A 20,365-nucleotide genomic window follows, 5' to 3' on the forward strand; every position below is an offset into this window, starting at 1 on the left:
GCTCCTCCTATTCCTGCTCATCCCAGTATTCCTGAATAGACTCTGTAAGCTCTTCCCTGTCGCTTCTATCCACAAGGTACTTCTGCATTGCCGCTCCTAATACCGCCCAATGATCGTTCGGCACGATCGCGGATGCATTGAATGCCTTTCCTTCATGGACCTTCTGGTATATGTCCGCGCTCAGCGGATCGCTTGGTTCATATGGGTTATTCTGAAACGGCGGAATGATATTGCAGGTCTTAACAAGCATCTGCTGTCCGATCTCGCTGAACACGATCCAGTTCAAGAATTCCTTCGCAGCCTTCTGCTCCTTCTCTGTCGCGATCTGCCCGTCCAGCATCACCTGCTTGGACGGAGACGCCTGGATCTGCTGATTCACAAAATCATCCTCGTCATCGTTCAGGAAATACGGCAGGAATCCATATTCATCCTCTTCTTCGGCGCCGGCCTCTGAGATGTTCGGCCATGCCCAGTTCCCGTTGAACCAGAATGCAGTCTTACCGTCCGCCAGGTCGATCGCCATCTCATCGTAGTCCGCCCCGAGAGGATCTCCCTTCGCCACGTTGTATTTCTTCAATATGTCGAATGTATCAAGGAACTCTGACAGCCTGTCATAGGATGCAAGGTCAAGCTTACCCGCTTTGATCTTCTCGATCACTTCCTGCGCTCCTTCGCTGGTTCCCTCGTATGTCTCATAGATATACTGAAGCTGATGGGCGCCGAGCGACCAGTCTTCCTTCGCCATAGATACCGGCTTCTCCATCCCTGCGTCCACCAGACGGTCAAGAAGCTTCAAGAAATCCGCCTGGGTCGTAACGGAATCAGCGTCAAAGCTCTCGCCAAGCATCTCCTCGATCACCGCCTTGTTGTAAATGATGCCTCTTCCTTCGATACAAAGCGGAAAACTATATACCTTGCCGTTCACCTCAGTAATATATCCTTCCGCTTCCTCAACCCACGGTTCCTCCGTAAGATCCGCCGCCTTCTCTTCGGCAAGTGCGATCACGTCCGTCGTGTCCAGAATCGACGCTGTCGGAGGCGTCCCGGAATTATAGAGGCTTACCACCTTCGTATACGGAGAATCGCCGTCCGTAACCGGCATTACTTCTACATGGACGCCGGATTTCTTCTCATACTCGGCTCCCATCTTCTCCAATGCCACCTGGATCTCAGCCTTGGAATTCAGAAGCGTGATATTGGTTCCGCTTAAGGACGAATCGTACTCGAATGTATCCACCGACGTATCGATCGGCACTTCCTTCTCCTCCTCGTTGGGATCGTCCGGATCGCTGGCGAACCCAAAGCGGCAGCCCGTCAGCATGGTCGTCAGCAGTACCGCCGCCAGCACCGGCGGGACTGCCTTTGTCACCAATTTCTTTCTCATGACTCATTCCTCCTGTTTTGTAATATTTGCCTTGAATAACCGGTAAAGTAACCGGTTATTTTATGTGTATAATATCATTATTACATACATCCGTCAATTGTCAAAATCAACTTTGTGAATTCCATCCAAATCCAATATTTTAAAATTGTATATCTTCCACAAAACCGGTTACTTAACCGATTATTGATTGTCTGTTTCACTGGCTTTTGATATACTAGTGTATTATGATACGGTTGAAAAATACCAGAAAGGTTATTGTTATATCAGACATTATGAGACACAAAAAGAATGTTACATTCAACGATATCGCCAAGTACACCCATTTCTCCAAGACTACGATCTCACGGTATTTCAACAATCCGGATTCGCTGACCCTTGAAAATCAGGAAATTATTGCGAAGGCTCTTGTGGATCTCGATTATAAAGAAAATAAAGTCGCACGTATTCTCGCCAACGGGAAGACCGAATTTATCGGCATTATCATCCCGAATCTGTTCTTCCACTATTATTCCGAGATGCTAGACCAGATCCTTGCCACGTACGAAACCTTCGGCTACAAATTCCTTGTCTTTATCGGAAACGGACAGGAGGAAACGGAGCGCAACTATATAAAGGAACTGCTCGCTTACAAGATCGAAGGACTGATTATCTTAAGCCATACCATTCCTTCCAGAGAATTGTCAGAGCTTGGAATCCCTATCGTGACGATTGAGCGCGAGGACAGATATGTATGCAGTGTGAATACCGACAACTACATGGGCGGCTACCAGGCAGCCAGCCTTCTGGCCAGGCATCGCTGCGATGTCATCATTCATATCAATTACATTAAGGCAACCGTCCATTCCGAGATCCCTGCTTACGGACGTATAGAAGGATTTCTTGACTGCTGCAAAGAACACAGCATCCGGCACGAGATGATCCTGAAGGAGATGGATGATACTTACGAATCCACCTCGCGCTATCTGTCAGATGTTCTGGAAAATATTGCCGGGAAATACCAGGGCCTTAAAAAAGGATTGTTCGTATCCAACGATACGCACGCAAACGTCCTGGTCAATCTGCTCGTGAGAAGGCACGGGAAGCTTCCTGATGATTTTCTTCTGGTGGGCTTCGACAATTCGCCGATCTCCCGGGAAGCAGTCATTCCCATCAGTACGGTCGGACAGCAGGTTGATAAGATTGCCTCTGAGGCGGTCAGTCTCTTGGTGGAACAGATGAATGAACGCAAAAAGAGGCGCCCCATTCCGCTTGAGGCGCCGATCCATAAGGTGATTCCACCTATACTTTTCAGACGGGAGACTACCGAGAGGTAGCCTCCCGTCCGGCTTATCTCAGTCCCATGATCCGGAACTCTTCCGCTTCCTTCCCAATCTGGCAGAGCAGCCGCTTCATACCTTCCTCCTTCACATTGCCGTCAAGACTCATGGTAATCTGCTGTCTTCCATTCTTAATCTCCAACTGCATCCCGCAGATTCCTACCCGGTTCAGCTTCGCCATATTCACGAAAAGATTCAGATCGCTGTTCTCTAAGCTGCAGCTAAAACCGATCTCCACATTTCCATGGTCCGCATCTGCCGAAAGCCCCGCCTTATCAAGCGCATCTGCTATAACCTGCTCCTGCAGACTGCCTAACAGACCATATTCATATCTCCTGCAGACACTCATGAGATGCTTAAGGAATGTTACATACTCCTCACGGATCCCGGCGTACACGTCCGAAGAACGCCGTTCGATGACCGCACGCTCCCGTTCCGGCACATACACATCCCCGCCCAAGACAGCCTTCACCTCTGCCACATGCTTTGCGCATTCCATCCTTCTGATAAATAACGGCTTGATTGCACTGTCAATGGAATCAATCTCTACACGGATTTCCTCTAAAGTCATATCTCTTATACTCCTTATCGAATAGCGCTCTACATATTCATCCGCGCAACAACCTCTGCCGCTCTCAGGCTTCCTGCCACGCCGCCGATCCCGGTCTCGCGCAGGCTTACATCCATCTTATCTCCGACTTCCTTCATCGCATCGATCACCTGATCCACAGGGATCTGACTCTCTATCCCGGCCAACGCCATATCTGCCGCCGCGATCGCGTTGAACGCTCCTCCAACATTTCTCTTCACACACGGAACTTCTACCAGACCGCCCACCGGATCACAGACCAGCCCCATCAGATTCTTAAGCGCCATCGCACAGGCATGGCCGATCTGGGGCGTACTCCCGCCCTTAACATGACAGATGGCAGACGCCGCCATCCCGGAACCGGAACCCACCTCGGCCTGACATCCGCCCGATGCGCCCGCAAGGTATGCGCGGTTCGCAATGATCTGCCCGATTCCCGCCGCAACATACAGCGCTTCGATCATCTTCTCTTCCGGGACGTCATACTCTCTGTAATAGGTCACAAGAACCGCAGGCATCACTCCGCAGGCTCCCGCCGTCGGCGCCGCAACGATCCTCTTCATGCAGGCATTGTTACATCCCATCTTAAGCGCATTGCTCATGACCTTCGCCATAAAATCACCGCACAGGGTATCGCCTGCCGCCCGGTATGCATCGACCAATCCTCCCTCTTTTCCCACCATCCGGCTTCTGGACATAAGTTCCGGGTCATAGGCGTCCAGGCCGTCCAGCATCGCCTGCCACATGCGCTTCATCTCTTTCCAGGAATCCGCTTCCGTCACACCGCGCTCATCCGCATCCTCAAGCTGTACCGCCTTCCAGAATTCGATTCCTTCCTTCTCGCACCTTGTCTGTGCTTCTTCCATTGATTGATATGACATATATTCTATATCCTTTCTCTCTTCTCTACATTATTGACGAAGTCTAATTAATTAGCCAGCAGAAACTTCACTCTGATGATTCCCTTCTTGCTCTCCAAATCCTCCATGGCCTCTCTGGGCACGATCTGATCCGTCTCAACCACCATGACCGCATAGCCGCCCCGCTTGTCGCGGAACACCTGCATCGTGGCAATATTGATCTGTGCATCACTGAGCGCCGCCGCTACCTCCTTGATCCTTCCCGGCTCGTCCACATTACGGATGATCAGAGTATTACTCTCTCCGCTGAAATTCACATCAATCCCATCCAGCTTGCAGACCCGGATCCTTCCGCCCCCGATGGAATACGCCTGGATCTTCATGGTATTCACCCCTTCGGCTTCCATGATGATCTGCGCCGTGTTCGGATGCGCTTCCTTGATCTCCTTTGGCTCAATGGTGAATTCCATCCCCTCTTCCTTTGCGATCTCGAAACTGTCCGGAATCCTCATATCGTCCGGTTTCATTCCCAGAAGCCCCGCGATCAGCGCCTTATCCGTTCCGTGTCCTTTTCCCGTCGCCGCAAATGATCCGTGCAGATATACGGCTGCCTTCTCCGGCTGTCTTCCGAAAAGCTGTCTGGCAATCATTCCGATCCTTGCCGCTCCCGCCGTATGAGAACTGGAAGGGCCTACCATAACAGGTCCTAAAATGTCAAATATACTTCCCATTCTTCTCTTCCTCTTTCTTCTTCATAGTTTGACATGTATCTTCTTCTATTATACTTGCAGCATCAATTGTTGACAATCTTCAAAACATAACTTTTTATTATTTTTTATATCCATCCGCCGTCCCTCCGCATACAATGCAGTAACTACTATAAATATGACAGAGGGACGATTATTATGTATATGATTCTACCTTGTATCCTGTTTCTGCTCATCATCTGCTCCTTTCTGATGATATGGCGCAGGAAATGCATCACCCGGAAAATCTGCTGTATGCCTATCCCCGAGAAGCTTAAGAAATTAAATGAACTTACGCATCCTTTCGGCTTCGAATATCTTTTGTCACAGGACATCTTTACCTCCTGCGAAGATGCCTGGCAGAGAGACTTAGGCTACTGCTGGTTCTACGACCGCCATGCCGCTGCCTTTGGCATGGTGCTCGACTGTGAAACCATTTACTTTGATTACGAAGGCTGTACCTGGCTCATTGAATTATGGAAGGGACAATACGGTATCAATATCGGAGCCGAGATTGGGATCTACCGTGCTGACTCTCTTGTCCCAAGGAACCAGAGACATTCCACGCTGTTCCACACTGTACCGGACGAAGATCTGCCGTTCTTCGAATATACTCTGTACCGCGGGGATACTCCCCTATACAGGATTGCTAAGCGTCATTGGTGGCTGACCGGATTCCGTATGGGCGAATACAGCGAACCCGGCGATCTCTTCTTAAGAGTCTCCATCACCTTCCCTTCAACAGAAATGCAGGTCGCATTCGTGAAAGGCCTGATCGGCCGCAATTATACGCCTGAAGAGATCTGCATCCACCGTCAGGAGGTTTCTTTCAACCTCACTGTGCCGCACACCAGACAGCCCCGGAAAAAACGCCCCGTCCGTGCCGCTTATTCCCAATGGAAGAACCGGATATTCCTCAGGCTGTACTGCCATGTTACCAAACATTTCTGCCTGACGTTGGATAAATTACTGTATCTGTATGAGTATCTGCCGTTTGCGTTCCGCCATATGCTGCACATTCGTTCGTCCCGCCGGACACGCCGTCTTAAGTTCCGGCAAGGCAGACACCTCCGCCGCAAGAAATCTGGGAGAGGACGCAGACATGTCTGCTGACAGCCGGTTAAACGCCGCCTTCGCACATGCTCCCACATTTCCCCTCTGCCGCTCCTCCCGCTATGTCCTGTTCAGCGATTGCCACAGAGGCTGCGGCACCAATAACGATAATTTTCTGAAAAACCAAAACCTGTACTTCGCGGCTCTGCAGCACTATTATAACCGCGGTTTTACCTATATCGAGCTTGGCGACGGCGACGAACTGTGGGAGAACCGCTCATTTGAAGCGATAAAAGGAATCCATAACAATACCTTCTGGCTGCTGTCACGTTTCTATCAAGAAGACCGGCTGATCATGCTGTACGGGAATCACGATATCGTCAAACGTAAGAAAGCTTTCGTCCATCGCTCCTGCTCTTCCTACCTCTGCAGCACCAGCCAGGAACGAGAACTGTTCCCCGGTATCATCTTCTATTCCGGGGCAATCCTCAAGAATACAGACTGGGGCAGGGACGTTTACCTGACCCATGGCCACCAGGCCGACTTCTTCAACAGCGTCCTGTGGCGCACGTCCCGTTTCCTGGTCCGATATATCTGGAAACCTTTGGAAGCTACTGGTTTCCTGGATCCTACCAGCGCCGCGAAGAATAACACGAAAAAAAAGAAGGTGGAACGTACCCTGACCGAATGGGCCGGGAAGAACGACTGCATCCTGATCACCGGACATACACACCGTCCGATGCTGGACGAATCCGTCTCCTACTGCAACACCGGAAGCTGCGTGCATCCCCGGTGCATTACCTGCATGGAACTTGAACAGCTTAAGCTATCGCTGGTCAAATGGACGCTTGGAACACATCCGGACCGGACCCTCTATGTGGCGCGCGAGGTGTTGGCCGGACCGTTCTATCTGAGGTAAAGAGCTGTCAAGTCTTCCAGAGAGCATATGGACTTGCAGCTAAGATTCCTGACAGAGCGCATAGACTTGCAGCTAAGACTATCATATCAGCCCCATGCTTCTCAACAGATAGAGCCACCCGGTCAATGTAAATGCACTGAATAAGGTTGTCAGCATCACGACACTGGAAGACAGCACACCTTCATGCCCCATATTCTTCGCCATCACGAAACACGTAACCGTGGTGGCCGAACCAAGCATAACCAGGATCGCCACCAGCTCTTCCTCCCGGAACCCCAGCCTTACCGCAGCCGGGAGAAATACCGCACAGAACCCGATCAGCTTGATAAATGCCGCAGTAACCGCAGGCTTCACTTTGGCAAATGCTCTGCGAAGATCGAATACCGCACCCATCGCCATCAATCCCATCGGGGTCGTCACTCCTCCGACGCTCGATATCATCTTCCCCATGATCTGCGGCATGGGGAGACGAAGCGACGACCACAAAAGCCCCGCCGCGATCCCAAGGATGATCGGATTCGTCACGATTCCCCAAAGCGTCGTCTTCATCACATCCCGGTCAAGGCCCCTCTGCCCCGGCTTGAAAAGCGACAGGACAAGCACCGCCATCACATTATACAGCGGAACACTCCCTATGATCATAAGCGGCGCCATCCCCGCCGTCCCGTAGATATTCTGGATAAACGCAATCCCAAGAATCGCCGCACTGCTCCGGTAAGACGCCTGAATGAATTCACCCTGAATAGATCTGTCCTTCCACAGAAATGATATGCCCGCCGACACTGCTATGCTGATCACCGTCACTCCGAAGCAGAACGATACAAACTTCATATTCCACACCCGGGCAAAATCTACCGCCGCCAGATCCCCGAACAGAAGGACCGGCAACGGCACCCGGAACACGAACCGATTCATCTTCGATGCAAATTCGTCGTCCATCCATCCGATCTCATGCAGCACATATCCAAGAACCATCATCAAGAATATTGGAACCGTCGCGTTCAGGCTGAATATTAGATTTTCCATATGTCATACATTCCTTTCCGTTTCTCTTCACGATTCCGGCAGATATTTATACTAAATACTTACAGATTCCAGAATATGCCCGGTAAAGCTCCTCATAGGTCATCCGGCAGTTCGCCGGACTTGTGGACGGCAGCGCATACGCCTCCATCCCCGTCTTCGGATAGCAGTACCTCTTGTATAACTGCGCCGCCTTAGTTCCGGTCGTGAAGATCGCTTGAATATCCGCATATTCCAATATCCGGCTCATATCATTCGGCACCGGATTGCGGATACTGCTGTCGTCCGCACCTTCGATCTCACATCCCGCCAGCACGTCCCACACCGCGATCTTATTGCGAAGCGCAAACGCAATCTTGTCCTCCCGTGCAACCGGAAGCTTCTCCCCGCACACATCCGACACTACCTTCCAGAAACGGTTGCGCGGATGGCCGTAGTAGAAGCCTGTCTCCCGCGACTTAGGGGACGGCATGGTTCCAAGCATCAGGATGCGCGATTCCTCGTTAAAGACAGGGGCAAAATCATGTGTAACCTTCATCATCCCTATTGATCTCCTCGTAATTGATCAGAATAAACTGTCTATATTTTAAAATATATTTGTCTCCGAGCCGTAAAAAATCTTGCAGATTTTCTTATAACATGCAATTCCATACTTGTGAATAGTCTGCATCCCATCCTGCTTCAGAATATCAGCATATCCGTTGGCTTCAATCTGTTCCATTGCAGCATTACATGCCCGATCATACGCCCCATTCTCCGCATACTTAATTTCAAATACACATCCGATCTTCGCCGCCGGCACTTCCAGGCATATATCTGTGTAACCATTGCCTGATTCCGCATTCGATATAACGCTCCAGCTTCCTTCTGCACGCAATAATCCAAGCAACATGCCATGGAAAAAGTTTTCTTTCATTTCTTTTCTTGCATACGTGTCTCTGATACTAATTGATACAGCCATAAATTCATTAAATAACCGTTGGACTTCCTTATACTCTCCTGATTTTACAGCCTCGCAGAATTGCTTCCATCTGGATGTATCACTCATAATCCTCGTCTTAAACCAGAAGCGAATCTTTTTCTCATAGATTCCCTTTACTTCTTTATTGGGAATCACAAGCTTATGAACTCCGTTCTCTGGCTTATATGCATCCGTCAAATATCCTGTCGCAAAAAGAACGCTCCAGAGATAAGTCTGCCGCTCCTCCTGATCTTCACTGTCAAGATCCGTATAAGTCAACTCCGAAACCAGAACCTTGTCCACAGATTCGCCAGAGATCAGAGCTTCCATCTGACGTTTCGTTGTTTCTGTCGCGTCTGCAAGAATGTCCTGTACGATCGCGTTACTGCTGCTGTTCGCCCAATGCGCCTCCATCGGAGCATCCGACCATACCCGAAGCTTGTCACACTGGTTGATCACATCCCATGGACAATACATATCCTCTTCTCCAAAATGATATCCATCATACCATTCCTTTATCTCATCAAAAGACTTCTCAATTCCATAATAAGAAAGCATATCTCTCACTTCGCAATCTGTAAAGCCAAAGTATTCTGCAAACTCCATATCGGATATTGTTCTGACTTTAAAATTATTCAATCCTGTAAAAATACTCTCTTTCGCAATCCTCAAACATCCTGTGATAACAGCAAAATAGAGATTAGGATTCGTCTTAAATGCCTGACTGAATATAGATCGGACCAACCTCACCATCTCGGAATAAAAGCCGTCTTGATATGCTTTATCCAAGGGTACGTCATATTCGTCGATCAGGACGATGACCGGAATCCTATAATGCTTGAAAAGCAATTCTGTTAGTAATCTCAAACTCCTATGAAGATTGACTGCTTTCTCAAAATTTTCCTCCATCAGACCATTCAGCTTATTCTTATCAATCTGTGTCAGCCTGTCACTCGTCAGAAGAAAATCCAACCTCCTTGCCTCTTCACCAATTATACTTCCCAGCATATCGTATGCAGTCCGAAAATCTATACCTTCAACATCCTTAAGGCTGATAGAGATAACCGGATATTGCCCCATATACCGCTCACAGATCTCAGTCTCCTTCGAAACCTCCAGACCGTCAAAAAGCGCCGGATCCATTCCAATCTCGAAAAAGCTCTTCAGCATATCCATATTCAGGCTCTTCCCAAACCGCCGGGGCCTTGTGAATAGGTTGACACTTCCTCTTGTATTCACGAGGTCACAGATAAAACCTGTCTTATCGATATAGTAGAAATTATCTCTCTTGAAGTCCTTAAAATATTCAATCCCTATCGGTAGCTTCTTCATCATCCCGCCAATATCCTCCTTGTGGACAGTATAACAACTTTGGACTATAGATTCAATGTGAAATTCTTTGCCGGCTATGAATAAATCAAAATTCCATAATAACTCTTGATATTATTCTCCATCATAAATATAATAAATAAAGGGCAAAGACCAACAGGAGTAAAACAAAATTTATCTTTGTATTAGACGAATGGGTTTTTATTTTTCACAGAGATTTTGTGACGGAAAAAGACAAGGCCAACTACATTGATTTCCTGAGCAATCTGTTAAAAGATCAACCTTATGTAGAACTTGCATATATGACTGGCATACTTCCGATTGCCAAATATTCCAGCGGCTCCGAATTAAACATGTTCTATGAATACACTATGGCTTCCGAAGAGAGATTCAGTGAATACTTCGGTTTCACAGAAGAAGAGGCCAATATGCTCTTTGCCAGGTATCAGTCCCTGACCAGCACTCCCCATATCACTCTGACCGGACTGCAGATGTGGTATAACGGTTATCATACAAAAAGCTGAAAACGGGTCTATAAAACATTTTCCATTAAGAACACATACTATAAAGTATCCAAGAAAGGAAGTGTATATTATGCCGCCAGCATTACAGCCTCAGCCGGAAGTAATCACACTGGAACAGTACGAGGCTCTTCCAGATGAAAAAAGAATGGAAGTCTTCGATGGAATTGTCTATGATATGGCCAGTCCTTCACAAATACATCAGTCAATTTCTATGCAGCTTTCTACCGTTATAAATAACTATATACTCCGTAAAAAAGGGCCTTGCAGTATATTCAGCGCTCCATTCGATGTAAAGTTATCTGATAGCCCTCTGATAATCGTTCAGCCTGATATAATGGTTGTCTGTGATAAGAATAAGCTGGATGAAAAAAGGTGTAATGGAGCGCCAGATTTCATCATTGAAATCGTTTCTCCCGCCAACCCTTCCGATGACTATATCCGCAAGCTCTACTATTACAAGAATTACGAAGTCCGCGAATATTGGATTGTTGACCCCAGAAGAAAAGTTATTACTGTGAACTACTTTGAGAACAATATCGTAAGCGTTCAATATCCTTTTGACTCTGTTATCAAAGTCAACATTTTTGATGATTTGCTTATCAACTTTTCAGATATTGCTGATTTGCTGAACATTTAGCCACAAAGAAAAGGCATATGTACAGATGTAAATGTGTAAATGTGCATTAATGTGAAAAAATAAACTTTCATTGTATATTTTCTCTCTGCGTATTATAATAAGGAAGCACACTAATATGTGCAGCAACAACCGTACTAATCACAAAGGGTGACACCTGCGTGAGAAGGCGCACAGATTCCGATTTATGAATGATCAAATATAGGGATATTCTACCCTTTTCGAACCTGACGCCTGTACGTGTCAGGTCTTTTTTTATCCTGATAACACTGATGAATGATCAACCTTCGATCAGTCAAATACCCCGCTGCAAGCAACGGGGCATCAAATTTGTAGCGCTGCAGAGCAGCGGGGTATTTGACCCTCGCGGCAGTCGCCAAATGTGCATGCAAGCATGCCCGCTTGGCTCGTTGCTCGCGGGAATAACAAAGACATGAGGTGATATATGAGAAGCACTGACAACTTTACGATGCCAGATAATTTGAAGCATCTTATTGACAAATTAACTGACACCAGGCAACTGACGAAAGACGAATGGATCCGCCTGATCACCGGACGCACCCCTGATCTCGCAGAGTATCTCTTCACACTGGCAAGGATAGAGCAGCAACGCCATTACGGACACGGCGTCTATATCCGCGGACTGATCGAATTCACCAATTACTGCAAAAACGACTGTCTCTACTGCGGCATCCGCAGGAGCAATTCCCGCGCCAGACGCTATCGGCTCTCGGAAGAAGATATCCTCTCCTGCTGCAAGACCGGATATGAATTGGGCTTCCGAACCTTCGTACTGCAGGGCGGAGAGGATGCGTATTATACGGATGAGAAAATGGTCCGCCTGATCACACACATCAAAGGTCTCTACCCAGATTGTGCCGTCACGCTTTCCATTGGAGAGAAGTCCTTCGACAGCTATCGGCGGTTCTTCGACGCCGGAGCCGACCGATATCTTCTGCGGCATGAGACACATAATCCAGAGCATTATTCCCACCTCCATCCGCCCTCTCTTACCGCATCCGCCAGACAGGAATGCCTGTGGAACCTTAAGGAGATCGGCTATCAGGTGGGAACCGGATTCATGGTCGGATCTCCTTGCCAGACGCCGGAACACCTGGCAGAGGATATGCTGTTTATCAAAGAATTGAATCCTCAGATGGTCGGCATCGGCCCGTTTATCTCACACCATGACACGCCGTTTGCATCCTGGGAATCCGGCTCACTGGAACTGACTCTGTTCATGCTGGGGCTTTTAAGGCTTATGCTGCCGAAGGTCCTGCTGCCGGCAACCACGGCCCTTGGAACCATACATCCCAAAGGGCGTGAGCTTGGGATTCTTGCCGGTGCTAATGTCGTCATGCCCAATCTGTCGCCTGCCGGTGTCCGCAAGGACTATCTGCTGTACGACAACAAGATCTGTACCGGAGACGAGGCTGCCGAGTGCAGAAAACATCTGGAAGAACGTATGGAATCCATCGGATATCATGTGGTCACTGCACGGGGAGATTCTCTGAATCTGTAATCTGCGCTGTCCATTCCCTGATATCCGCCTCATCCCTGATGTGCAAAACGCACTCCCTCGGTAAATGGCTTTTAACTTGGCAATCACTTTCAAATGGATTGAAAATTATCATATAAACTTTAGGAGGAATCAATTATGTACGACGTAAACTCAAAACATCCGGAAGACTTTATCAACCACGAGGAGATTCTTGACACACTTGCCTATGCAGACGAGAACAAGAATAATACCGCGCTCATCGAATCTCTGATCGAGAAAGCGGCGCTTCGAAAAGGCTTATCCCACCGGGAGGCATCCGTCCTTCTCGCCTGTGAGGACGATGAAATGAACCAGAAGATCTTCCGTCTTGCCGAGCAGATCAAGAAGGATTTCTACGGCAACCGCATTGTGCTCTTTGCACCGCTGTATCTGTCCAACTACTGTATCAACGGGTGTACCTACTGCCCTTACCATATGAAGAACAAACATATTGCCAGAAAGAAGCTGACTCAGGAAGAGATCCGAAGAGAAGTGATCGCCCTGCAGGATATGGGGCATAAACGCCTTGCCTTAGAAGCCGGCGAAGACCCGGTAAATAATACCATGGACTACTATCTGGACTGTATCAATACTATCTACGGCATTAAGCATAAGAACGGAGCAATCCGCCGGGTAAATATCAACATTGCCGCAACTACGGTAGATAATTACCGTCTGTTAAAAGAAGCAGGAATCGGCACTTACATCCTGTTCCAGGAGACTTATCACAAAGAAAGCTATCTTGAACTCCATCCGACCGGCCCAAAGCATGATTATGATTATCACACTACCGCTATGGACCGCGCTATGGAAGGCGGGATCGATGATGTCGGCGTTGGCGTCCTCTTCGGTCTGGACAAATACCGCTACGAATTTGCCGGACTTCTGATGCACGCTGAACATCTGGAAGCCGCTTTCGGAGTAGGACCGCACACCATCAGCGTACCGCGCCTGCGCAATGCTGACGATATCGATGCAAGCTCATTTACCAACGGAATCGACGACGATACCTTCGCCAAGATCGTGGCATGTATCCGAATCGCGGTGCCTTACACCGGCATGATCATTTCCACACGAGAGAGCCAGAAGACGAGAGAGCGCGTCCTTCATCTCGGCATTTCCCAGATCAGCGGCGGCTCTAAGACCAGTGTGGGCGGATACTGTGAACCAGAGCCGGAGGATGCGAAGTCTGAACAGTTCGACGTCATTGACAACCGGACTTTGGACGAGGTTGTCCGCTGGCTGATGGAGATGGACTACCTTCCAAGCTTCTGTACCGCATGTTACAGGGAAGGACGGACAGGAGACCGTTTTATGTCTCTGTGCAAGAGCGGCCAGATTCAGAACTGCTGCCATCCGAATGCACTGATGACTCTGGAAGAATATCTGATGGACTATGCGTCTCCCGCCACGAAGGCAATCGGCGATAAGCTGATCGATCGGGAAGTGCTGAATGTACCGAATGAGAAGGCAAGATCGGTTGTGCTTGATAATCTGAAATTGATACGGGAAAATAATCGGAGAGATTTCCGGTTCTGATACAACATTAGAAAATATCCTGGATAAAATGAAAGGAGACTCTATACCATGAGTTTGAATAGCACCCCCTCTGCCGAGCGCCTGCACATCGGCATCTTCGGCAGGCGCAATGCCGGGAAGTCCAGTATTATCAATGCTTTAACCGGTCAGGAGCTTGCCATCGTCTCCGATATCAGAGGCACTACCACCGATCCGGTCTTAAAAGCTATGGAACTCCTTCCCCTCGGCCCGGTGGTTATGATCGATACACCCGGTCTGGATGATGAAGGGGATCTCGGCGCCCTCAGAGTCCAGAAGGCATATCAGGTATTAAATAAGACCGATATCGCGGTTCTTGTAGTGGACGGGACGGTTGGTATGACAGCGGAGGACATTTCCATTCTGGAACGGATCAAAGGAAAATCCATCCCCTATATCATCGTTATGAATAAGGCAGACCTGGCTGCCCATACCGCCAAAGATATAGAAGCAGAAGATCCTACGGCAGACCATACAACGGCCCCTGTCCTGTGGGTCAGCGCCGTGACCCAGACCAATATCCACGAGCTAAAAGAACAGATCGCCACTCTGATTCCTTCCGGTGATACCGGACGCAGGATTGTCGGTGATCTGATCAAGCCTTCTGATTTTGTAATTCTGGTCGTTCCGATCGATAAAGCAGCGCCCAAGGGCCGTCTGATCCTGCCTCAGCAACAGACCATCAGGGATATTCTGGATGCGGGGGCGGTCTCCATCGTCACAAGGGATACGGAGCTTTCACATACTCTGGCTTCTCTTGGCCAGAGACCGGCCCTTGTCATCACCGACAGTCAGGCTTTTGAACAGGTTGCCTGCGAGGTGCCGGACACGATTCCTCTGACCTCATTTTCTATTCTGTTCGCTAGATATAAGGGGAATCTTGACTCAGTCGTAAACGGCGCCAGAAATCTGGATCGGCTGGAAGACGGTGATACCATACTGATCTCGGAAGGGTGCACCCACCACAGGCAGTGCGATGATATCGGCACCGTGAAGCTTCCGAACTGGATTCGAAAATATACTGGGAAAGACGTTAATTTTGAATTCACCAGCGGGACGGAATTCCCTCTGGAGCTTGGCAAATACCGCCTCATTATACATTGCGGAGGATGTACCCTGAATGAGCGCGAGATGAAGTATCGCCTGAAATGCGCTGCAGATGCCGATGTACCGATGACAAACTACGGTACGGCGATTGCTTATATGAAAGGGATTCTGGACCGAAGTATTGCTGTATTTTCTAATCTTGATTAAGCTTCAGCGGATCTTTTGGATCGCTGCAGGAAGTCTGAAAAAGGGAGCACCGGCATCATCCGGCTGCTCCCTCATTTCATTATGATTCTTTCTTCTGTTTTGTCATGGTCTTCACTCCGTCTACTGCCAGGATCACCGCCAGTATGATCAGAAACGCCGCGATAACCGCACGCACACAGCACCAGGTCACGCCGTCCCCTCCTGCCTGGATTCCAGCGAAATTCGTCTTCAGCGTGAATCCAAGAGAGGTGATCGTGACGATAAGCATGAATGCCATCGGGAACAGGAACATCTTATTATTCTTTCCTGCCTTCCCAAGCCAGGTCGCCACCGCTAAGAGACCCAGCGCTGCAAGGAGCTGGTTCGCCGCACCGAACAACGGCCAGATATTGGCATAGCCCGTAAGTCCAAGCCCGATACCAAGAACCACCGTGATCAGTGTTGCCACAAATGGATTGGCCATCACCTTCTTATATCCTGCCACATCCTTATAGGTCTCACCGGGCTCCAGCCAGAATTCCTGGAACATATATCTTGCCAGACGAGTCGCCGTGTCCAGGGACGTCAGGCAGAAGACCGACACAGTAAGCACGAGCAGCGTATACGCGATCTCTTCCGTTCCCGCAAGCCCCGTAATCGTGCCAAGCATCTTCGAGATACCGGTCGCAAATACAACCGTAGGCGTCACCGTCTCTCCAGATGCATAATTTGCCCAGATATACCCTACTGCACACAGGGAAATGATAGCCAGTGCACACTCGATCAGCATACCGCCGTATGCGATCGGCTGTGCATCTTTCTCATTATTCAACTGCTTCGCTGTCGTACCGGATCCGACCAGTGAGTGAAATCCTGAGATCGCTCCGCAGGCTATCGTCACAAATAATGCCGGGAACATATATCCAAGAGAAGCCCCTGTAGGCGCCAGCGTATCTTTAAATCCTGCAAACGCCGGAATATCCATATGTGCGCCGCCTGTGAAGCCGCAGCCAATGATCCCTACTACGGCTACGATCATCATAAAATACAGCAAAAATGAACTAAGATAATCTCTTGGCTGCAGCAGGATCCATACTGGCGCTACCGACGCAGCAAGGATATAGATTCCTACGATGATCATCCATGCCGTATTGCTCAGATACAGCGGATGCCAGTTTAAGCCGATCACCATACAGACCACGATCGCCGCAACTCCGATCACAGTAGAAACCGCAAGCCCGGCATTCCGCCGATATACCAGAAAACCAAAAGCGATTGCTATGATGATAAACAGAATAGAAATCATCGCTGTCGTAGCATTTGCCGCACTTGCCGCATAATCCACCGCACCGCTTTCCGTATAGGTCGCCATAAATGTATTTGCTACGATCGAACCAAATGCCGCCACTACCAGGATCAATGTCAGATAAGAGAAGATAATGAAGAGCTTCTTCGCCTTCGAACCCATGGTACTGGCAATCACTTCGCCGATCGACTGTCCCTTGTTGCGGATGGACGCAAATAGCGCGCCGAAATCATGCACCGCACCAAAGAAAATGCCGCCGATCAATACCCACAAAAATACCGGAACCCATCCGAATACCGCCGCCTGGATCGGTCCGTTTATCGGTCCCGCACCTGCGATCGATGAGAAGTGGTGTCCCATCAGCACCGGAGCCTTCGCCGGGACATAATCTATGCCGTCCTCCTCCGTATGGGACGGCGTCTCCCTGGACGGGTCGATCCCCCACTGCTTTGCAAGCCATTTGCCATATGTAAGATATGCAATGATAAGGATTGCAATGCCCGCAATTAATACTAATACACCATTCATACGTCATTCCTCCTTAGTTTTTAAATAATAGTATATTTATATGCTATCAAGCCAGAACTTTGCCGACTTTTTATAGCCCTTCACAAGTTCTCTCGCCGCCCGGTTCCCAAGCAGCTTACGATTCTTCAGGTCGAATACCAGGATTCTTGCCTCACTGTATCCCCGAATTGACATTTTATAATTCTTCACATACCGGAAGGAACGGATTCTTCCTGCAGCTTCCTCTGACACTCCATTTTCACAGATATATATCATGGTCATGTAGGTGTACATGTGATTCTCCGGCGGCCATTTTTCACCATGCCGGACTAGCTCTGGCTCGATGTAATCTGTAACCTGTCTGCCGAATAAATCTACTGTCTCCGCTGTCAGTTCCATTCTATTGATACGAAAAAAGACATGCTCAAAACATTCCGCCCGCCACAGCTCTGCGCTCTTAACAAGGACGTACCGGGCATTAGCAGCACGGAAGCTGGCATATGCCTCATAGATATCCCCATTAATATCGCAAGCTCTCTCTACATCGTAGCTGGCTTGAAATGATTCAAGCAATGTCTCTAATAGATCTTTACCTGTCATATTCGATTGTTCTCCTCATTCCATAACAGCGCGGTGCAGCTGTATTGGTAATACTTTGTCTTTCAAACCTTCTATATATTACCACCTTTTAGGGAGAAATGCAAGATTTTTTAGAGTGTGCTCTGTTTTTATCGCTTACGTCCCAATACGCCGTTGTTAGGTTCATGCCGAGTTCCCCGAGAAATCGCAGAGATACCTTGAATCTATACAGCGATTAGGAAAATCTTAACAATTTCTTATTGGAAAGTGCAGGATTGCTTATGTGCAATTTAGTAAAATAGAACAAAAGGAAAGGAAAGGAAAGGAATGGAATGGACTGATATGGAGAATAAAATACTGATTGTAGATGATGAACAGGAAATAGCAGACCTTGTTTCCCTTTATCTTGAAAATGAGAATTTTACTGTATATAAATTTTATAACGCCAAAGACGCAATGGCTTGTATTGAAAGTGAAACCCTTGATCTGGCAATTTTGGATGTTATGCTGCCTGATATGAACGGTTTCCAAATATGCAAAAAGATAAGGGAGAAATATCGCTATCCAGTGATAATGCTTACGGCAAAGGGAGAGGAAATTGATAAAATAACAGGATTAACATTAGGGGCAGACGATTATATTACGAAACCGTTTTTGCCTTTAGAATTGGTCGCCCGTGTGAAAGCTGGGCTAAGGAGATATAAAAAATACAATGTGGAAAATGAGCCAGAGGAAGATATTTTGATTCATTCTGGTTTAGTTCTAAATGTGAAAACGCATGAGTGTACTTTAAATGAAAAGCCTCTTTCATTAACGCCTACGGAGTTTTCTATATTACGGATTTTGTGTCAGCAGAAAGGAAATGTAGTCAGTTCGGAGGAACTTTTTCATCAAATATGGGGGGATGAATATTTCAGTAAAAGCAATAACACCATTACTGTTCATATTCGGCATCTTCGTGAGAAGATGGGAGATTCATTTGAAGAACCACAATATATAAAAACAGTCTGGGGGTGTGGATACAAAATTGAAAATTAAGATTTCAAAGACAACTACACTAATTGGCACTTGTATCCTCGGCATTGCTGCTTGTTTTGGATTGTATTATCTGGTAGATAAGGTTTGGAACGGCTTTTTTGTGGACTGGTTCACGGCTAAGTACATGAATACGCATGAGGTTTATTCTGCTGATGTGGGAAAAGATATTCTTGTTACAGAGCCTTTGTGGTCGGAGCTGAAAGTATTTATCTTGACAGTTCTGATTATAATCGTACTTATCTGCATTGCAATTACTTTTGCAGTTGCAAATTTACATGCAAAGGCAGAAGTGAGAAAATCCATCACTGCGACCTCGGTGATGCTGCATGATTTTATGATAGAAGAAAAAGGAAATATAGATATTTTCCCAAAAGAGTATGCCGAAATTTCAGTCCAGATGTCTGAAATAAAATCCACGATGCAGCGGCATGAACAAATGTTAAAGGAAGAAGCAAGCAGAAAAAATGATTTGATTGCTTACCTTGCACATGATTTAAAGACACCGCTTACCTCTGTTATTGGATATTTAGCATTATTGGATGAAGCACAGGATATGCCGATAGAACAAAAAACAAAATATGTAAATATCGCATTAAGCAAAGCACTTCATTTAGAAAAGCTTATCAACGAATTTTTTGATATAACACGATATAATCTGCAACAAATTGATTTGGAAAAAGAATCTATAAACCTCTGTCATATGTTGGTTCAAATGACAGATGAATTTTACCCACTGTTAAATGCTCATGGTAATCAAACAGAGGTATGTGTTGATGAAGATGTAACGGTTTATGGGGATTCTATGAAGTTAGCCAGAGTTTTCAATAACATTTTAAAAAATGCGATTTATTACAGTTACCCAGATACTACAATTAAAATATGGGCTGAAAGCACAGATACGGATGTTTGGATTTATTTTTGCAATAAAGGAAAGACAATTCCCGCAGGTAAGCTAAATTCTATTTTTGAGAAGTTTTTCCGTATGGATGAAGCACGTTCGACGAATACGGGAGGTGCAGGATTGGGGCTGGCGATTGCAAAAGAAATCATAACACTGCATGGAGGTAAAATTACTGCCGAAAGTGAAAACGAATCAACAACTTTCCGTATCTCTTTACCTGTAACACATTAGTAAAATATATAGGCTCTCTTAGCATTTTCTTAGGAATTAGAAAATTGAATATTAAAGTATGGATAGCTTCTGTTCAGTAGAATGAATACTGAATAGAAGCTATTTGTTTTGTATGAGAAGCAGTATAGAAAAAAG

The 20,365-nt window shown here is 47.3% G+C and carries 18 protein-coding genes and 1 pseudogene; 10 read left to right on the forward strand and 9 right to left on the reverse strand.

Features of this window, described 5'->3' with window-relative positions; genetic code table 11:
- Positions 1-7 precede the first annotated feature (7 nt).
- A complete protein-coding gene (locus VSQ62_RS25555) occupies positions 8-1,384 on the reverse strand; it encodes an ABC transporter substrate-binding protein (protein WP_334637874.1) in 1,377 nt (458 codons plus the stop codon).
- 272 nt (positions 1,385-1,656) lie between these two features.
- On the opposite strand from VSQ62_RS25555, the gene VSQ62_RS25560 reads away from it, so the two are divergent.
- Positions 1,657-2,697: a LacI family DNA-binding transcriptional regulator gene (locus VSQ62_RS25560; protein WP_334637875.1), complete on the forward strand. Its 1,041-nt coding sequence runs from the start codon at positions 1,657-1,659 to the stop codon at positions 2,695-2,697.
- Between the two features lie 13 nt (positions 2,698-2,710).
- Here VSQ62_RS25560 and VSQ62_RS25565 read toward each other — a convergent pair whose 3' ends face one another.
- The 3 genes from VSQ62_RS25565 to sdaAB are packed head-to-tail and all read right to left on the reverse strand — an operon-like array spanning position 2,711 to position 4,880.
- The gene (locus VSQ62_RS25565; RefSeq protein WP_334637876.1) at positions 2,711-3,271 is read right to left on the reverse strand and encodes a chorismate mutase; all 561 of its coding nucleotides are present in this window, start codon (positions 3,269-3,271) and stop codon (positions 2,711-2,713) included.
- A 29-nt stretch (positions 3,272-3,300) separates the two neighbouring features.
- Positions 3,301-4,170, reverse strand: coding sequence for an L-serine ammonia-lyase, iron-sulfur-dependent, subunit alpha (gene sdaAA / locus VSQ62_RS25570; protein ID WP_334637878.1), 870 nt, complete (start codon positions 4,168-4,170; stop codon positions 3,301-3,303).
- Positions 4,171-4,217: 47 nt separating this feature from the next.
- Entirely contained in the window at positions 4,218-4,880 is a 663-nt protein-coding gene (sdaAB, locus tag VSQ62_RS25575; protein WP_334637880.1) for an L-serine ammonia-lyase, iron-sulfur-dependent subunit beta, read from the reverse strand.
- Positions 4,881-5,054: 174 nt separating this feature from the next.
- On the opposite strand from sdaAB, the gene VSQ62_RS25580 reads away from it, so the two are divergent.
- Both VSQ62_RS25580 and VSQ62_RS25585 read left to right on the forward strand, forming a co-directional pair.
- Positions 5,055-6,008 (forward strand): DUF4474 domain-containing protein, encoded by a 954-nt coding sequence (locus VSQ62_RS25580; RefSeq protein ID WP_334637882.1) that lies wholly within the window; start codon positions 5,055-5,057, stop codon positions 6,006-6,008.
- Entirely contained in the window at positions 5,998-6,867 is an 870-nt protein-coding gene (locus VSQ62_RS25585; protein ID WP_334637883.1) for a metallophosphoesterase family protein, read from the forward strand. Before VSQ62_RS25580 ends, VSQ62_RS25585 begins: the two co-directional genes overlap by 11 nt.
- 81 nt (positions 6,868-6,948) lie before the next feature.
- Here the strand turns inward: VSQ62_RS25585 and VSQ62_RS25590 are convergent, their stop codons facing one another.
- From VSQ62_RS25590 to VSQ62_RS25600, 3 genes are read right to left on the reverse strand one after another with little or no spacing between them, the layout of a single operon-like run.
- Positions 6,949-7,893: an AEC family transporter gene (locus VSQ62_RS25590; protein ID WP_334637885.1), complete on the reverse strand. Its 945-nt coding sequence runs from the start codon at positions 7,891-7,893 to the stop codon at positions 6,949-6,951.
- Positions 7,894-7,939: 46 nt separating this feature from the next.
- Positions 7,940-8,428, reverse strand: coding sequence for a DNA-deoxyinosine glycosylase (locus VSQ62_RS25595; RefSeq protein WP_502957876.1), 489 nt, complete (start codon positions 8,426-8,428; stop codon positions 7,940-7,942).
- Positions 8,429-8,476: 48 nt separating this feature from the next.
- On the reverse strand, positions 8,477-10,186 hold the full coding sequence (locus tag VSQ62_RS25600) for an AAA family ATPase (protein ID WP_334637889.1): 1,710 nt from the start codon (positions 10,184-10,186) through the stop codon (positions 8,477-8,479).
- Positions 10,187-10,350: 164 nt separating this feature from the next.
- Here VSQ62_RS25600 and VSQ62_RS25605 point away from each other — a divergent pair.
- The 5 genes and pseudogenes from VSQ62_RS25605 to hydF form a co-directional block, all read left to right on the forward strand.
- Positions 10,351-10,603 (forward strand): annotated as a pseudogene (locus VSQ62_RS25605) (AAA family ATPase); the annotation flags it as partial.
- Between the two features lie 171 nt (positions 10,604-10,774).
- Positions 10,775-11,341 carry a Uma2 family endonuclease gene (locus VSQ62_RS25610; RefSeq protein WP_334637891.1) on the forward strand — a complete coding sequence of 189 codons (567 nt, stop codon included), beginning with the start codon at positions 10,775-10,777 and terminating at the stop codon, positions 11,339-11,341.
- Positions 11,342-11,783: 442 nt separating this feature from the next.
- Positions 11,784-12,860 carry a [FeFe] hydrogenase H-cluster radical SAM maturase HydE gene (gene hydE, locus VSQ62_RS25615; RefSeq protein ID WP_334637892.1) on the forward strand — a complete coding sequence of 359 codons (1,077 nt, stop codon included), beginning with the start codon at positions 11,784-11,786 and terminating at the stop codon, positions 12,858-12,860.
- 135 nt (positions 12,861-12,995) lie between these two features.
- Positions 12,996-14,417, forward strand: coding sequence for a [FeFe] hydrogenase H-cluster radical SAM maturase HydG (gene hydG / locus VSQ62_RS25620; RefSeq protein WP_334637893.1), 1,422 nt, complete (start codon positions 12,996-12,998; stop codon positions 14,415-14,417).
- A 48-nt stretch (positions 14,418-14,465) separates the two neighbouring features.
- Positions 14,466-15,689 carry a [FeFe] hydrogenase H-cluster maturation GTPase HydF gene (hydF, locus tag VSQ62_RS25625; protein ID WP_334637894.1) on the forward strand — a complete coding sequence of 408 codons (1,224 nt, stop codon included), beginning with the start codon at positions 14,466-14,468 and terminating at the stop codon, positions 15,687-15,689.
- 79 nt (positions 15,690-15,768) lie between these two features.
- Here the strand turns inward: hydF and VSQ62_RS25630 are convergent, their stop codons facing one another.
- Positions 15,769-17,502 carry a carbon starvation CstA family protein gene (locus VSQ62_RS25630; RefSeq protein ID WP_334637895.1) on the reverse strand — a complete coding sequence of 578 codons (1,734 nt, stop codon included), beginning with the start codon at positions 17,500-17,502 and terminating at the stop codon, positions 15,769-15,771.
- A 36-nt stretch (positions 17,503-17,538) separates the two neighbouring features.
- Positions 17,539-18,081, reverse strand: coding sequence for a DUF8052 family protein (locus VSQ62_RS25635; protein ID WP_286153130.1), 543 nt, complete (start codon positions 18,079-18,081; stop codon positions 17,539-17,541).
- A gap of 321 nt (positions 18,082-18,402) precedes the next feature.
- Between VSQ62_RS25635 and vanR the strand changes: the two genes are divergently transcribed.
- Together vanR and VSQ62_RS25645 are read left to right on the forward strand one after the other, a co-directional pair.
- Entirely contained in the window at positions 18,403-19,098 is a 696-nt protein-coding gene (gene vanR, locus VSQ62_RS25640; RefSeq protein ID WP_334638516.1) for a VanR-ABDEGLN family response regulator transcription factor, read from the forward strand.
- Positions 19,076-20,230 carry a sensor histidine kinase gene (locus VSQ62_RS25645; RefSeq protein ID WP_334637896.1) on the forward strand — a complete coding sequence of 385 codons (1,155 nt, stop codon included), beginning with the start codon at positions 19,076-19,078 and terminating at the stop codon, positions 20,228-20,230. Before vanR ends, VSQ62_RS25645 begins: the two co-directional genes overlap by 23 nt.
- Positions 20,231-20,365: the final 135 nt, after the last annotated feature.

Source organism: Sporofaciens sp. JLR.KK001 (assembly GCF_036941055.1).
Taxonomy (GTDB): Bacteria; Bacillota; Clostridia; order Lachnospirales; family Lachnospiraceae; genus Sporofaciens.